This is a genomic window from Flavobacterium frigidum (assembly GCF_048286795.2).
Genome location: NZ_JBLVPT020000018.1, coordinates 1 through 15,312, shown reverse-complemented (window position 1 = coordinate 15,312; position 15,312 = coordinate 1). Strand labels below are relative to the sequence as shown.

12 protein-coding genes are annotated in these 15,312 nt (G+C 33.5%); 6 read left to right on the top strand and 6 right to left on the bottom strand.

The features are described 5' to 3' along the window. Positions 1-8 precede the first annotated feature (8 nt). From ACNQGB_RS14180 to ACNQGB_RS14170, 3 genes are all read left to right on the top strand, one after another. Complete coding sequence (locus ACNQGB_RS14180; protein WP_417946446.1) at positions 9-1,313, top strand: amidohydrolase family protein; 1,305 nt, start codon at positions 9-11, stop codon at positions 1,311-1,313. An 8-nt stretch (positions 1,314-1,321) separates the two neighbouring features. Then, positions 1,322-1,699 (top strand): PH domain-containing protein, encoded by a 378-nt coding sequence (locus ACNQGB_RS14175; protein ID WP_417946445.1) that lies wholly within the window; start codon positions 1,322-1,324, stop codon positions 1,697-1,699. Between the two features lie 313 nt (positions 1,700-2,012). Then, positions 2,013-3,329: an ammonium transporter gene (locus ACNQGB_RS14170; RefSeq protein ID WP_417946443.1), complete on the top strand. Its 1,317-nt coding sequence runs from the start codon at positions 2,013-2,015 to the stop codon at positions 3,327-3,329. A gap of 127 nt (positions 3,330-3,456) precedes the next feature. Here the strand turns inward: ACNQGB_RS14170 and ACNQGB_RS14165 are convergent, their stop codons facing one another. The 4 genes from ACNQGB_RS14165 to ACNQGB_RS14150 form a co-directional block, all read right to left on the bottom strand. Next, entirely contained in the window at positions 3,457-5,301 is a 1,845-nt protein-coding gene (locus tag ACNQGB_RS14165) for a CocE/NonD family hydrolase (protein WP_417946441.1), read from the bottom strand. A gap of 304 nt (positions 5,302-5,605) precedes the next feature. Next, the gene (locus ACNQGB_RS14160; RefSeq protein ID WP_417946439.1) at positions 5,606-7,627 is read right to left on the bottom strand and encodes a protein-disulfide reductase DsbD family protein; all 2,022 of its coding nucleotides are present in this window, start codon (positions 7,625-7,627) and stop codon (positions 5,606-5,608) included. Further along, the gene (gene tilS, locus ACNQGB_RS14155; RefSeq protein ID WP_417946459.1) at positions 7,627-8,937 is read right to left on the bottom strand and encodes a tRNA lysidine(34) synthetase TilS; all 1,311 of its coding nucleotides are present in this window, start codon (positions 8,935-8,937) and stop codon (positions 7,627-7,629) included. The genes ACNQGB_RS14160 and tilS overlap by 1 nt, the downstream gene beginning before the upstream one ends. 27 nt (positions 8,938-8,964) lie before the next feature. Beyond that, on the bottom strand, positions 8,965-10,251 hold the full coding sequence (locus tag ACNQGB_RS14150; RefSeq protein ID WP_417946438.1) for an anthranilate synthase component I family protein: 1,287 nt from the start codon (positions 10,249-10,251) through the stop codon (positions 8,965-8,967). Positions 10,252-10,393: 142 nt separating this feature from the next. Between ACNQGB_RS14150 and ACNQGB_RS14145 the strand changes: the two genes are divergently transcribed. Together ACNQGB_RS14145 and ACNQGB_RS14140 are read left to right on the top strand one after the other, a co-directional pair. Further along, complete coding sequence (locus ACNQGB_RS14145) at positions 10,394-10,798, top strand: VOC family protein (protein WP_417946437.1); 405 nt, start codon at positions 10,394-10,396, stop codon at positions 10,796-10,798. Positions 10,799-10,833: 35 nt separating this feature from the next. Further along, on the top strand, positions 10,834-11,214 hold the full coding sequence (locus tag ACNQGB_RS14140) for a DoxX family protein (RefSeq protein WP_417946435.1): 381 nt from the start codon (positions 10,834-10,836) through the stop codon (positions 11,212-11,214). 92 nt (positions 11,215-11,306) lie between these two features. Here ACNQGB_RS14140 and lpdA read toward each other — a convergent pair whose 3' ends face one another. After that, a complete protein-coding gene (lpdA, locus tag ACNQGB_RS14135) occupies positions 11,307-12,710 on the bottom strand; it encodes a dihydrolipoyl dehydrogenase (RefSeq protein WP_417946434.1) in 1,404 nt (467 codons plus the stop codon). Between the two features lie 151 nt (positions 12,711-12,861). Beyond that, the gene (locus tag ACNQGB_RS14130; RefSeq protein ID WP_417946433.1) at positions 12,862-13,320 is read right to left on the bottom strand and encodes an Lrp/AsnC family transcriptional regulator; all 459 of its coding nucleotides are present in this window, start codon (positions 13,318-13,320) and stop codon (positions 12,862-12,864) included. A gap of 269 nt (positions 13,321-13,589) precedes the next feature. Between ACNQGB_RS14130 and ACNQGB_RS14125 the strand changes: the two genes are divergently transcribed. Further along, complete coding sequence (locus tag ACNQGB_RS14125; protein WP_417946432.1) at positions 13,590-14,816, top strand: aminotransferase class I/II-fold pyridoxal phosphate-dependent enzyme; 1,227 nt, start codon at positions 13,590-13,592, stop codon at positions 14,814-14,816. Positions 14,817-15,312 lie beyond the last annotated feature (496 nt).

Sequence of the window (15,312 nt, the reverse complement as noted above, 5' to 3'; positions counted from 1 at the left end):
AAATAAAAATGAATAAAAAAATATACATATTGCTATTGGCATTTAGTTTATCAATAGCTACAAAAGCACAACTAACACCGGCTTTGAAACAATCAAAATCGGTTCTTATTCTTAATGCTACGGCACATTTGGGAAATGGAACAATCATTGAGAATAGTGCCATAGGATTTGTTGACGGAAAAATAAATCTTGTTGCGGATGCAAGAGTAATTCGATTAGCGAGTGGTGCTTATGACATTACCATCGAAGCAAGTGGAAAACATGTTTATCCCGGGTTTATAGCTCCCAATTCTACATTGGGTTTAGTAGAAATTGACGCCATCAAATCATCTGATGATGAAGACGAGATTGGGACAATGAATCCCAATGTACGAAGTATCATTGCTTATACAGCCGACTCGAAAGTAATTGAAACAGTAAGACCAAACGGAATTTTGATGGCTCAAATCACACCACGTGGTGGAATAATTTCGGGTTCGTCCTCAATTGTTCAGCTTGACGCATGGAACTGGAAAGATGCGACGATTAAAGAAAATGATGGAATGCACATGAACTTTCCTGCAACTTTCAGAAGAAGTGGTTCTTGGTTTGAACCTGGTAGCATTGAACCAAATAAAGACTACGCAAAACAGATTTTAGAATTATCAACATTCTTGTCTAATGCTAAAGCTTATTTAGGAGACAGCTCCAAAGAAAGAAATTTAGTTTTAGAGGCTACCAAAGGTCTATTTGATGGCAGCCAAACCTTATTTATAAATGCCAATGAAGAAAAGCAAATCATAGATGCAGTTCAATTTGCAAAAGAAAATGGCATCAAAAAAATGGTGATTGTAGGAGGATATGAAGCATACAAAACAGCCGAATTATTGCAAAAAAATAATATTCCAGTATTGCTAAAACGAGTTCATGACATGCCTGAAAACGAAGATGATGATGTTGATTTACCATTCAAATCAGCCAAATTATTAACGGATAAAGGGGTGCTAGTAGGTTTAGAAAATAGTGGAGCAATGGAACGTATGAATACAAGAAATTTACCGTTTTTAGCAGGAACCTGTGCAACTTATGGCCTTGACAAAGAACAAGCGTTACAATTAATTACATCTAATACCGCTAAAATACTTGGAATTGATGCACAATGTGGTACCTTAGAACAAGGAAAAGATGCAACACTGTTTATATCTGAAGGCGATGCTTTAGATATGAGAACTAATAAATTGACCAATGCTTTTATTCAGGGTAGAATGATCAGCTTAGAAACGCATCAAACCAGAATGAACGAAAAATACAAAACAAAGTACAATCAAAAATAAAATATTTTATGGGACTATTTAATGCCATCCTAGGCAACGCATCCGAAGTGAACATTGAAAATATTTCAAGAGAATTTGAGCCTATTTTAATCGAAGGTGAGATCATAGAGAAAGCCTATAAACTCATCCGTGACATGTTTATTTTTACTAACAAAAGACTTATTTTAGTCGAAAAACAATTGGTAGGAACCAAGGTTGATTACATGTCAATACCTTATTCCAGTATCAAAAAATTCTCTAAAGAAAGTGCCGGAATATTAGATATGGATGCTGAATTAAAAATTTGGCTCAATAACGACAATACACCAATAATAAAAACTTTTGGCAAAGGAGGAAATAACATCAATGAAGTTTATAAAATTTTGAGTCAACATCTTTTAAAGTAGATATCAAAATTCAAAGATAAAATGGCACCAATTGAAATTACTTTTCGATTGGTGCTTTTTCTTTTAAATAGGGTATAAAATAATTGTGGCCTTGATTTATCTTGCATCGCTTTTCTTCAAAATACTTTTACTTATTTGAAAAAAAAATTAAACTAACATTAATAAATTATAATTTTTTACTTTAAATTATTTCATACCCATAAATAAATAGGGGTCGTATTATTTATACTGTAAAAATAAAGGTGCAAAGCATATTTTTTAAGGAGTTGTTTAATATTTTTATATTTTTATAAAAATTTAAAACTAAAAAACAATGCGAAAAATTATTTTAAGCGTGATTTTATTCACAATTTTGGTGGCCACTCTTTTTTCAAATTATTTCATAATCGACAGTCCTGCTCCAACGGTAGCCGTAAAATTTGACACTGGCGATACGGCATGGATGATTGTTGCAACAGCACTTGTATTAATCATGACGCCAGGTCTAGGTTTTTTCTACGGTGGAATGGTAGGTAAAAAAAATGTTATTAGTACCATGTTACAAAGTTTTATGGCTATGATCATTGTTACTGTTTTATGGGTTGTAATTGCCTTCGGTTTATCATTTGGACCAACAATAGGAGGAATAATTGGTAACCCATTGCCTAATATATTTTTTCAAAATGTAGGAACGAATACCGCTTGGAGTCTCGCTCCAACCATACCATTTATGTTATTTGCTTTGTTTCAGGCAAAATTTGCTATCATAACACCAGCCTTAATTACTGGCGCATTTGCAGAGCGAATTCGTTTCTGGGCATACTTACTTTTTATGGTACTATTTATACTATTGGTTTATGCTCCATTAGCACACATGACTTGGCATCCTGATGGCATTTTCTTTAAAATGGGCGTATTGGATTTTGCTGGTGGAACAGTAGTGCACATGAGCGCTGGTTGGGCTGCATTGGCAGGAGCCATATTCTTGGGGAAAAGAAAAATACAAAAAGTAAATCCTGCACGTATCACTTATGTTTTACTAGGAACAGGTTTGCTATGGTTTGGATGGTTTGGTTTTAATGCTGGATCAGCTTTAGGAGCAAATGGTTTAGCGGTACAAGCATTAGGAACCACAACTGTAGCAGCGGCGGCTGCAGGAATGACGTGGGTATTTCTTGATAAAATTTTAGGACACAAACTTTCTGCAATGGGCGCGTGTATAGGAGCCGTTGTAGGATTAGTAGCCATTACACCTGCAGCAGGTTTTGTAACTATTCCTCATGCCATTTTTATTGGTATTTTTGCTAGTATTGTCAGTAATTTAGTTGTTAGTAAATTTCCAAAAGGTAAAATTGATGATGCGCTAGATGTATTTGCATGTCACGGCGTTGGAGGAATGGTTGGTATGTTACTAACTGGTGTATTTGCATCTAAATCAGTTAATTCAGTAGTTGGCGACAATCAGGGACTTATATTTGGAGACACTACTCTATTTTTAAACCAATTGACTGCCTTAGTTATAGTTTCGGTGTTTGCTTTTTCTGCTTCCTATTTCCTATTCTTTATTGTAAATAAAATAACACCACTCCGCGTTAGTGAAGAAAAGGAAGAATTAGGATTAGATATTTCTCAGCACGGCGAATTTCTATAAATAAGCTGATTATTAAGAAAACAACTATACAATTTTGTACGTTTAAAAAAAAACAAACCGAACTAAACACAAAAAAGGCTATCCATACTGGTAGCCTTTTTTATATAGTATTCAAATTAAATTTTTACTATTTTAAAATGGTAAACTCTATTTTTGAATCGTTATAAATGCGGTGTGTTTGCTTTTGAAAATCTTCTGGTTTAGCATAAAAAATATTCTCTACAAAAGTTTGCGGATTCAAATCTATCAACGGAAACCAAGTACTTTGAACTTGGATCTGGATTTTATGCCCTTTTTTGAACGTATGAAAAACATCCTGTAATTTAATATTTACTGCCGTTTTTTCATTTGCAACAAAAGGTTCCGGTTTTGAAAAGCTATTTCTAAAACGTCCTCGCATTACTTCACTGCGCACCATCATATGATAGTTACTCATTTTTAAATAAGAGGCAATTTCTTTTGTTTCCGGCTCGTCACTTGGAAAAACATCAATCACTTTCACAATCCAATCTGCGTCAGTTCCTGTAGTAGAAACTTGTAATTTAGCTAGTATTTCTCCCGCTAGTGACATATCATCAGCTAATACTTCCGTTTCAAAAACAATTACATCTTGACGCTTAGCTGCAAATCGCTGATCATCTGTCATGTATTTTCTTGGGGTAAAACCTTGTAATATATCCTCTGAGGAAGGTACAGGTTTTTTTGGATCACTAACAAATTCTTCAAAAGCTAAATTTTTCTTAGCCATTTTTGACAATTTGTTTTCTTGCAAATAGAAATCTTGTTTTACTGTATTTTGCGGTGGCCACGCATCGTATGTCTTCCACTCTTTTCGCCCAGAATCAAAAACATAAGCTTCAGGTAATTTATTCTCACCTTTTCCATTTTCCTTTAAAAAATGACGAAAGAAATTAGCTTCTATGTTTTTTTGATAAAAACCTGAAATACTGTCACCAAAATTGATATTTCCTATTACCTGTTTTGCTGAATTTCTTGCCCAATCGCCATGACTCCAAGGCCCCATAACAATAGTGTTATAATTTTTACTGTTTTTTTCAATTGTACTGTAAGTATTTAATGGACCGTACAAATCTTCTGCATCAAACCAACCTCCTACTGTCATCACCGCTGGCTTGATGTTCTTTAAATGCTGTAAAATTCCACGTTTCTGCCAAAAATCATCATAACTAGAATGATCTTTCAACTGTTGCCAAAACTCATTATCCTTACCATAATATTTGTCCAAATTTGACAAAGGTCCAGCATTCAAGAAAAATTGATAATCATCTTTGGTACCAACATCTGCAAATTTAAACCAATCTTCAGTAGTTCTCTTCGTTTTTTGAGGTCCAAATAATGGTGTTACCTTCCAATAGCTCAATAAATAAGCGCCATTGTGATGAAAATCATCAAAAAAGAAATCGGAAATACAAGCCTGAGGCGAAACTGCTTTCAATGCAGGATGGTTACTTAATAATGAATAAGTCGCATAAAATCCCGGATATGAAATTCCCCAAGTTCCTACATTTCCATTATTGTTTGCTACATTTTTAACTAACCAATCAATCGTGTCGTAGGTATCAGAGGCTTCATCAATATCTTTCTTATTTTTTCGATTTGGTATAAAACCACGCATATTATCATACAATCCATCACTCATATAACGACCTCTAACGTCTTGATAAACTACTATATAGCCCTCTTTCATCATCGTTTCGCTTGGCGAGATACTCCTTTTGAATTGATCTGCTCCATACGGGGCACAATCATAGGGAGTCCTTTGCATTATAATAGGATACTTTTTTGAAAGATCCTTTGGAGAATAAATACAAGTAAAGAGCTCAGCTCCATCCCGCATTTTGATATGCACCTCTTTTTTAGTATAATTAGCAGCAACATAATTTGGTGCTTTGTCTTGAGCAAAAAGAATTACACTAACGAAAAGTAATGCAATACTAAATAGTTTTTTCATAATTTTTGAATTAAAAAATAGTTTTTAAAGGTAAAAAATCTCACTGAATATAAGGTCGTAAACCAAATAATTTTATCTCTATCAAATCGCTGCAAATTCAAAGAGGATAAAGAAAATAGCAAAACTATTTACATCCTTCTTGAATAAAACAACCTGCCAGTAATTAAGCAGTTGCTTAAAATTACCTCTTTACTAAAACGACTTAAAAGAGAATTGATTAAAACATAAAGCAAAAAAAACACTAACTACTACCTTCACAGTAGTAACAATTAGTGTTTTTAGAACAATTAAATTCTTGGTATTTCTATTTTTGAAAGCGATCTATTCCAGATCTCAACCACTCTCTGTAGGCATTGATGTCTGAATTGTAACTCTCTGGTTTGTCAGATAACATCATTCCGTCATTGTCTAATATAATGTAATACGGCTGTGCATTTGCCTTAAATTTTGTAATTTGAAAATCACTCCATTTATTCCCTATACTTATAATTTTTTTACCAGTTTCTTTTGATACATATTGTTCTTTTATAGGCAATTCTCTTTTGTCATCCACATACAAAGAGATTAATACTACTTCATTTTGCAGTATTTTTAAAATTGCAGGATCAGACCAAACAAAGTCTTCCATTTTTCTACAATTGACACACGCATATCCTGTAAAGTCAAGTAAAATTGGCTTTTTTACTGATTTGGCATAAGCCAATCCTTTTTCATAATCTTCAAAAGCGATCAAATCATGTGGACCTAAATGTGCGCCTTCTGGCAAAATTTGGGCAGATGCGTTCGAACCGCTTTTAGAATTCCCAACTCCGTACGGACTTTCGCTGTAAGTCATAGGAGGTGGAAAACCAGAAATTATTTTTAATGGTGCTCCCCAAATTCCAGGAATCAAATAAACAGTAAAAGCTAAAACTACCAATCCTAAGTATAATCGTCCTACTGAAATATGATTCATAGGACTATCATGCGGTAATGTAATTTTTCCGAATAGATAAAAGGCTAATGTTCCAAAAATGGCAATCCAAATCACAAGGAACACTTCTCTCTCAAGAAAATGCAATTGCAATACCAAATCTGCATTCGACAAAAATTTAAATGCCAAAGCCAATTCTAAAAATCCTAAAACTACTTTGACAGTATTCAACCAACCACCTGATTTTGGCAATGAATTCAACCAACCAGGAAACATAGCAAACAACATAAATGGTAAGGCTAAAGCCAATGAAAATCCGAACATTCCTATAATTGGTGCTATTCCGCCTTTAGATGCCGCTTCGACTAAAAGAGTTCCTACGATTGGTCCGGTACACGAAAAAGATACAATCACTAATGCCAACGCCATGAATAAAATGCCTATTATTCCACCCCTGTCAGCCTGATTGTCTACTTTGTTAGCCCAAGAATTAGGCAACATAATTTCGAAAGCACCCAAAAATGATGAGGCAAATACAACAAGCAGTATAAAGAATATGATGTTGAACCACACATTTGTAGAGAGTGCATTTAAGGCATCGGCACCAAAAATCCAAGTCACTAAAAATCCCAAAACCACATAAATAAAAATAATTGCAATGCCATAAATAATAGCATTTCGAATTCCTTTGGCTTTAGTTTTGCTTTGTTTTGTAAAAAAACTCACTGTCATAGGAATCATTGGGAACACACAAGGGGTTAGCAATGCTGCAAATCCTGATAAAAAAGCTATGAAGAAAATGGACCACAATCCTCTTTTCGCAGCCGGTTTTGGGTCTATAGTTGAAACTCTCTCGGGTGTGGTAACTTGTTTTTCATCAACAGTACTATTAGAAATTACTGGAGCAACTTTTGTGGAGTCTAAAGGTACTAAATCAGTTGTGCTAGCAGTTGCAACTAATTTAACAGCAGTAACTTTAATTGTAAAGTTTTTTTCTACATTGATACAAACGTCTTTACAAACCTGATAGTTAAAATCAACTTTTATTTCCGTAAGCTTTGGATTTGTAATGCTAATTTCTTGTTGGATTTGAGCTTTTTTTTCAAAAAATGTTTCATTTACTTCAAAAATATCATTGTAAGCCGTTCTTGTTTTGCTTTCTTTAGCTTTACCTACTAAGTTGAAATTCCCTTTTTGATTTTTAAAGATAATTTCTAATGGTAATGGTCCTCCATCTGGAGTAAACTGGGAGTATAAATGCCAATCATTTTCGATTACAGCATTAAATGTTAAGATGTAGTTTGTCTCTGATTTTTTCTCTATTTTGGTAGTCCATTTTGCTGGATCTAGAATTTGTGCATTACCATTGGAATAAGCCAAAAAAGCAATGAATAAAAATAATAGTTTCTTCATTAGTCTAATTGTATTTTGAGTATGTTATTTGTTGTTGTATTAATTTTAAAGCGTTCATCCTGACGAATCCCAATAACCCAAACTATTTCATTATCAGAACATAGAATCCAGACGTTTTCCTTTTCTAGCAAAGACAATTTTTCATCTTTGAAAAGCTTACTTACTTTTTTAGATTTTCCATTCATGCCAAAAGGTTGAAAAACATCTCCCTCATTCCATCTTCGTAAAACTAGTGGATAACAGATTTTATCTGCGTCCACAAATATAGTTTTATTTGAAACGATACTAATGTCAGCTACTTTACAAAGTGTAAGTTTTAAGGGAATATTAACTTCCGAATGATCTTTTTGAATATAGTATTTATCATTTGAAGCTGTAAAATCTATCGGGCTTAAAATTAAGAATTCTCTATCTTTCAATAAACGATATTCTGGAGCAAAAATAGATTTTCCAGGTTGGCTTTCGACCAAATCATATATATCCTCCCACGCAGTAAATTCAAATTCTTTCAGCCATTGGTACAAATAGGATTTGAAATTGGGTAATTGTTGCAATTTCTTTAAATCAAAATATATGGTATCATTTTCTTGCCTAGCCACTTGCTGGTAAATCATAATAGAAGCATCTTCGACCATCACTTGTGCTTCTTGCAAATAGGTTTGCGTTTTATGAAATGACGAAAGAAAATTTGAATTAAATTCCTTTAACATCGGAACCAAATGATGGCGAATTTTATTCCGAAGGTATTTGTCAGACGCATTGCTGCTATCTTCTCGCCATTGAATAGTATTAAATTTGGCATATTCTTCGATTTCTTCTTGGCTAAATGCCAAAAGGGGACGCACTACTTTTTCGTTCTGTTCAGGAATCCCTGTCAAACCTTCTAATCCGGTTCCACGACTCAAATTAATTAAAAAAGTTTCCAAATTATCATCGGCATGATGTGCCGTAAGAATATAATCAAATTTTTCAGTATCTAATAATTCATAAAACCAGTTATAGCGCAACTCACGGGCGGCAACTTGAGTAGAGACTTTAAAATCTTCTGCAAAAGCTTTAGTATCAAATTGTGTAATAAATACCGGAATATCATTTGCGGAAGCATATTCCTGGACAAAATTTTGGTCTTCAAAACTTTCCATTCCACGCAACTGAAAATTACAATGTGCGATTCCTATTTGATAATCCAAGTGATGAAACAAATGCAAGAGCACCATACTATCTTTCCCACCACTTGTAGCAAGCAGAATTTTTTTTCCGTTCAAGAACTGAAAGTTTTGACGAAGATGATCTTGGAATTTCTGTAGCATATTCAAATTTAATGAATTCATTTTGTTTTAGGTTAAAACTTCTCGCATCGCTTTTGCTTTAAGCAAACATTCTTCGTACTCCTTTTCGGGAATAGATTGAGATGTAATAGCACTTCCTACAGAGAATGAAACATATTTTTTTTCTTGATTGTACAAAATGCTTCGGATTACTACATTGAAATCGAAATCACCATTTGGCGAAAAATACCCCACAGCACCACTATATAAACCCCGTTTTGTTTCTTCCAGCTGTTCAATGATTTTCATCACTGAAATTTTGGGAGCACCAGTCATACTTCCCATCGGAAAAGTGGTTTTTAATGCATCTACTGCTGAATATTGCGGGTCTAATTTTGATGTTACCGTCGAAATCATTTGGTGCACCTGTAAAAAAGAATAAATTTTACATAATTCTTGTACTTCTACAGATCCTTTTTGTGCCGTTCTTGACAGATCATTACGAACTAAATCCACAATCATTATGTTTTCTGATCGTTCTTTTGGGTCTAAAGCCAATTGTTTTATTGAATTTTCGTCTTCAATTGGGTCTGAAAATCGTTTGGCAGTTCCTTTTATCGGTTGTGAAATAAGCAAATCACCCTCTTTTCTTAGATATCGTTCTGGTGTAGCCGAAAGTAAAAAGTGATTGTTATTTTTAAAAAAAACAGCAAAAGGTGGTTTGGAGATTTCATTGAGTTTTAAAAACTTTTGGATTGGATCAATCGCGGCTTTTTCAACAAAAAACTCCATACAAAAATTAGCTTCATAAACATCCCCTTGATGAATGTGTTTTATTATTTTTGAAACTTTTTGAAGATAATTCTCCTTCGAAATTCGTTGTTGGATCGTTACTAGTTCTTCAATTTCAACTTTTGACTTTTGACTTTTAACTATATTTTCAAAATCTTCCTCTACTTCATCATCACACAAATTTAGGTATTGAATTTCGAGTTGATTGCCTTTCAATAAAAATAACTTTTTAGGCTGAAAGAAATACAAATCTGGAAATCCTAATCCGTCAAAATTAGTTGATTGTAACTGCTCTATATCATTTTTTAAATCATAGGATAAATAGCCAAAAAGCCAATCTTTAGTACTTTGTTGGTATTGTTTTAAATCCTCAAAAGCATTGTGATAATCTGTTTTTATTGAAGTAAATGCGTCGACGGCGAGAACACAATCATAACTCGAATAATTCTGTGGATAGTCATTACTGTCTAAATATATGATTTCGTGAAATTGTTGAGACCAAAATAAAAGCTGTTCTTTTAACAGTTTTGGATCAGAAATATACTTGTAAATAAAAGTTCTCAAAAAGTATTGGTATTTAAAATTCAAAATTACAACAAAAAATAAACCTTCAATAAACGATTTTACTAAAATTAGCTTATTTTTTTGTAACTTGGATAGTGAGTGTTCAATTTTAGATTTTTTAAATCATTAAATCATTCCGATTATGGCTTTAAAAATTTTCATTAATTTAGCTGTTAAAGACCTTAAAAAATCTGTTGCTTTTTTTACTAAACTTGGATTTTCTTTCAACCCACAATTTACTAATGAACACGCCACATGCATGATTATTGGAGACACTATTTTTGCGATGCTTCTTACTGACCAACGATTTAAAGACTTTACCAAAAAAGAAATTTGCAATGCCCATAAAAATACAGAAGTATTAATTGCAATAGATGCTGATAGTAGAGAAAAAGTAGATGAAATAGTAAAAACTGCAGTAGATGCCGGTGGTTCAATATATATGAAACCACAAGATCATGGATGGATGTATGGACATAGTTTTGCTGATTTAGACGGGCATCAGTGGGAAATTATGTATATGGATGAAAATGCAATTCCACTATAATAATTTTCAATATGTAACCACTTAAATAATATACTATGAAAATCGCAATTATTATTATTCGAAGCCTAATTGGACTTTTATTATTATTTGCATCGGTTAGTTTCTTTTTAAAACTAGCGCCAGAACCAGAAGCTACTGGAAATTTCAAAGCTTTTAATGTAGGTTTAGTTGCCTCAACGTACTTAATTCCTTTAGCTAAATCAATAGAATTCCTCTGCGGATTATCTTTTCTTACAGGTAGATACGTGACATTGGCCAATATCTTGATCCTTCCTATAACTTTAAATATTTTGTTTATTAACTTTTTCTTGTCACCGGAAGGAATACCTATTGCGATGTTCTTATTTTTAGGAAATCTATTTTTAATTTTTAGCCATTGGGAAAATTATAAAGGTCTGTTTGTAGCAAAAGGCTAATTAAACTCATCTCATAACAAATAAGAAACCCGTTCAATTGAACGGGTTTCTTTATTTTAAAACGAAATTAATTATCTAATTTAGATTCCTAATTACACATGCAAAGCTCTATTATCAGTTGCTGCTAAAGCTGCTTCTTTTATTGCTTCCGCAAAAGTTGGATGCGCATGAGACATTCTTGAAATATCTTCAGCAGATGCTTTAAATTCCATTGCAGTTACTGCTTCAGCGATTAAATCCGCACAACGAGCACCAATCATGTGAACGCCTAAAACTTCATCTGTTTTTGCATCTGCAAGAATTTTCACAAATCCGTCTAAATCCCCACCTGCACGAGCACGACCTAAAGCTTTGAAAGGAAAACTTCCTGCTTTATACTCTACTCCGGCAGCTTTCAATTGCTCTTCCGTTTGGCCAACAGCAGCTACTTCCGGCCAAGTGTAAACAACACCAGGAATCAAGTTATAATCAATATGTGGTTTCTGACCCGCTAAAATTTCGGCAACCATAGTTCCTTCCTCTTCTGCTTTGTGCGCTAACATTGCTCCACGAACAACATCGCCAATTGCATAGATATTAGGAACTGAAGTTTGTAAATGATCGTTTACTTCAACCATTCCTCTATCTGAGATTTTTACTCCTGCTTTATCAGCATTCAAACCATCTGTATACGGGCGGCGACCAACAGAAACTAATGAATAATCTCCTTCCAGCGTAATAGTTTCTCCTTTTGCATTTTCAGCTTGAACTACAACACCTTCGCCATTTCTTTCAACTGATTTCACTTTGTGTGAAACGTAGAATTTCATCCCTTGTTTCTTTAATACTTTAGTCAATTCTTTAGACAACGAAGCGTCCATTCCTGGAATGATTCGGTCTAAATATTCTACAACAGAAACTTGCGCTCCCAATCGTAAATACACCTGACCTAATTCAATTCCGATAACTCCACCACCAATAATCACCAAATGTTTTGGTACCTCTTTAAGTTTCAAAGCTTCGGTAGAAGTGATAATTCTCTCTTTATCGATTTTGATAAAAGGTAAAGAAGATGGTTTTGAACCTGTAGCAATAATGATGTTTTTCGCTTCGATAGTTTCAGTAGTTCCATCTGCTTTTACAACAGCAACATGTGTAGCATCAACAAATGAACCCAGTCCTTCGAGAACGGTTATTTTATTTTTGTCCATTAAAAATTTTACTCCACCTGAAGTTTGATCAACAACCGCTTGTTTGCGAGCAATCATTTTCTCTAGATTTACTTTTACTTCTCCTGAAAGTTCGATTCCGTGGTCTGCAAAATGTGCAATTTCACTAAAATGGTGAGATGACGCAAGCAATGCTTTTGAAGGAATACAACCAACATTTAAGCAAGTTCCACCAAGAGTTGAATATTTTTCGATAATTGCTGTTTTGAAACCTAATTGTGCACAACGAATTGCTGCTACATATCCGCCTGGACCAGAACCTATAATGACTACGTCAAATGAACTCATAGTATATTTTTTTATTGTGTTTTTATAAAATGTTGCACAAAATTAAGGAATTAAGTTTTGTTTAAAGTTTAATTCAGAAGGTTTTTTGTTACGAATTTTTAGTAGTTAGCATTTACTAATTATTGAATACCGCTTTAAATTCACGTTTATTCTAAATATCAACAATTGTACTGTTTTTAACTTCGCTAATCATAAATGTGCTGTGCGTACTTCCTATATGCTGTAATGTGGTGAGTTTTGTAACCAAAAATTCCCGGTAGGCCTCCATATCTTTAACCACAATTTTTAATATGTAATCATAATCGCCACTCACATGATGGCATTCAATCACTTCCTTAAGCTGTATTACTTCACTTTCGAACTTAGCGATAAACTCCTTGGTATGTTGTATTAATTTAAGATGACAAAAAACAACAAATCCTTTTTCAACTTTAGAACGGTTGACTAAAACAACATATTTCTCAATAACCCTTTCTCGTTCCAATTTTTTAATACGTTCATAAACTGCCGTGACAGATAGATTCAATTTTAAGGAAAGTTCTTTGGTTGTTTTCTTACTGTCTGTTTGTAGTAAAAAAAGTAGTTTTTTATCTATTGAATCTAATGTCATTTTAATAAAATTTAGAATGGATAAATAATCTATAAAGTTATTATTTACGAAGCTAATTTAGAAAATTAAATTGTATAATTTATATTTAATAGTTTTAAAATCTAATGTCGAACAATATGATTGATTATTAATCTAAATCACTGTTATTTTGAAAAGGTTTTATTCAAACCGAAATCTCCTAGCCCTGATAGAAGCGGCATACTTTTATTCGCCGCGGCGAATAAAAGATAAAGCGAATAGCAGGAATGGCTTCAAATAACAAAAAAACTATGAAAAATTTCAATCCCGCAGACAACATTCAGGATTTACAGTATTTTGGTGAATTTGGTGGTGTAAATCCATCGATTTCAGACTCGTCAACCTATACTTTTTTATCGGCAAAAACGATGTTCGATACTTTTGAAGGTAATATGGAAGGATGCTACTTGTATTCCCGTCATTCCTCGCCGAGTAATTTATATTTAGACAAAGCCTTGGCAGCAATGGAAGGCACCGAAACAGCTAATGTATCTGCTTCTGGGATGGGAGCAATTACGCCTACACTATTACAACTGTGCAGCTCAGGCGATCACATTGTTTCTAGTAGAACCATTTACGGAGGAACATATGCATTCCTTAAGAATTTCACGCCACGATTAGGTATCAAAACCACTTTTGTTGACATCACGAAACTTGCTGTTGTGGAAGCAGCTATTACTCCCGAAACTAAAGTTTTATATTGCGAAACGGTGAGTAATCCTTTATTGGAAGTTGCCGATATTGCTGGACTAGCCGAAATTGCAAAAAGACATAATTTAAAATTGGTTGTAGATAATACTTTTTCACCATTGTCCGTTTCTCCTGCAAAATTAGGTGCTGATATAGTGATTCACAGTTTAACGAAATACATCAACGGAAGCAGTGATACGGTGGGTGGTGTAACATGTGCTTCTCAGGAATTTATCGACAGTTTAAAAAATGTAAATAACGGTGCCAGTATGTTATTGGGCCCAACAATGGATAGTTTACGATCTGCTAGTGTAATGAAAAACTTACGTACACTACATATTAGAATGAAACAACACAGCCATAATGCGAAGTATTTAGCAGAACGCTTTGAAAAAGATGGATTAAAAACAGTTTATCCTGGATTAAAAAGTCACCCGAGTCATGAATTGTATTCGTCTATGATTAACCATGAGTATGGTTTTGGGGGAATGATGACGCTTGATGTCGGCACATTAGAAATGGCAAATGCCTTAATGGAATTGATGCAAGAAAAAAACTTGGGATACCTTGCTGTGAGCTTAGGCTTTTACAAAACTCTATTTAGTGCACCAGGAACCTCTACATCTAGTGAAATTCCTATGGAAGAACAAATAGAAATGGGATTGACTGATGGTTTAATTCGATTCTCCATTGGTTTAGATAATGATATTGAAAGAACGTATCAAATGATGAAGCAATGCATGATAGAATTGAATGTGCTAGCATCAGAATCCGTTTTGGCGGAATAGTAGATACAATTTAAATTACAAAAAGCAGCAAAGTATTTTGCTGCTTTTTGTATAACCTATTTCTAATAATAAAATTTATTAAGACTTAGCATATTAAAACTAATATTAACCTTAAAATCTACACTATCTATATTCGATTTAAAGTGGTTCTAAAATTGATTTTCTCATCTCAAAATATCAAATATTTATCTTGAATCCACAATTTTTGACCTTGCTTTAGTTTAAAATTAAGTACAAATTAGTTTAAAAAACTGATTTTTTCCTGTTAAGATTATGATTTTTGTTTAAACCCCAACTTTTGAACTTGTTACCATTTAGATCACAATTTAAAGAGGTTAGAAATATAGAATTCTTCCTTTTTAGACTAACTAATATTTATGCTTAATTTTGCTTCCCCACAGGTTTTAGGATTGATCCATTTTCAGTCCATTGCTCTACCATCTGAGCCAAGGTACCATACTTTTAAAAAGTAAATTATACAAAAAAGCCTATCATT

Bases quoted from the DNA above. Each gene is read 5' to 3' on its own strand.
- ACNQGB_RS14180 (WP_417946446.1), top strand. From the start codon at position 9: ATGAATAAAAAAATATACATATTGCTATTGGCATTTAGTTTATCAATA.
- ACNQGB_RS14175 (WP_417946445.1), top strand. From the start codon at position 1,322: ATGGGACTATTTAATGCCATCCTAGGCAACGCATCCGAAGTGAACATT.
- ACNQGB_RS14170 (WP_417946443.1), top strand. From the start codon at position 2,013: ATGCGAAAAATTATTTTAAGCGTGATTTTATTCACAATTTTGGTGGCC.
- ACNQGB_RS14165 (WP_417946441.1), bottom strand. From the start codon at position 5,301: ATGAAAAAACTATTTAGTATTGCATTACTTTTCGTTAGTGTAATTCTT.
- ACNQGB_RS14160 (WP_417946439.1), bottom strand. From the start codon at position 7,627: ATGAAGAAACTATTATTTTTATTCATTGCTTTTTTGGCTTATTCCAAT.
- tilS (WP_417946459.1), bottom strand. From the start codon at position 8,937: ATGCTACAGAAATTCCAAGATCATCTTCGTCAAAACTTTCAGTTCTTG.
- ACNQGB_RS14145 (WP_417946437.1), top strand. From the start codon at position 10,394: ATGGCTTTAAAAATTTTCATTAATTTAGCTGTTAAAGACCTTAAAAAA.
- ACNQGB_RS14140 (WP_417946435.1), top strand. From the start codon at position 10,834: ATGAAAATCGCAATTATTATTATTCGAAGCCTAATTGGACTTTTATTA.
- lpdA (WP_417946434.1), bottom strand. From the start codon at position 12,710: ATGAGTTCATTTGACGTAGTCATTATAGGTTCTGGTCCAGGCGGATAT.
- ACNQGB_RS14130 (WP_417946433.1), bottom strand. From the start codon at position 13,320: ATGACATTAGATTCAATAGATAAAAAACTACTTTTTTTACTACAAACA.
- ACNQGB_RS14125 (WP_417946432.1), top strand. From the start codon at position 13,590: ATGAAAAATTTCAATCCCGCAGACAACATTCAGGATTTACAGTATTTT.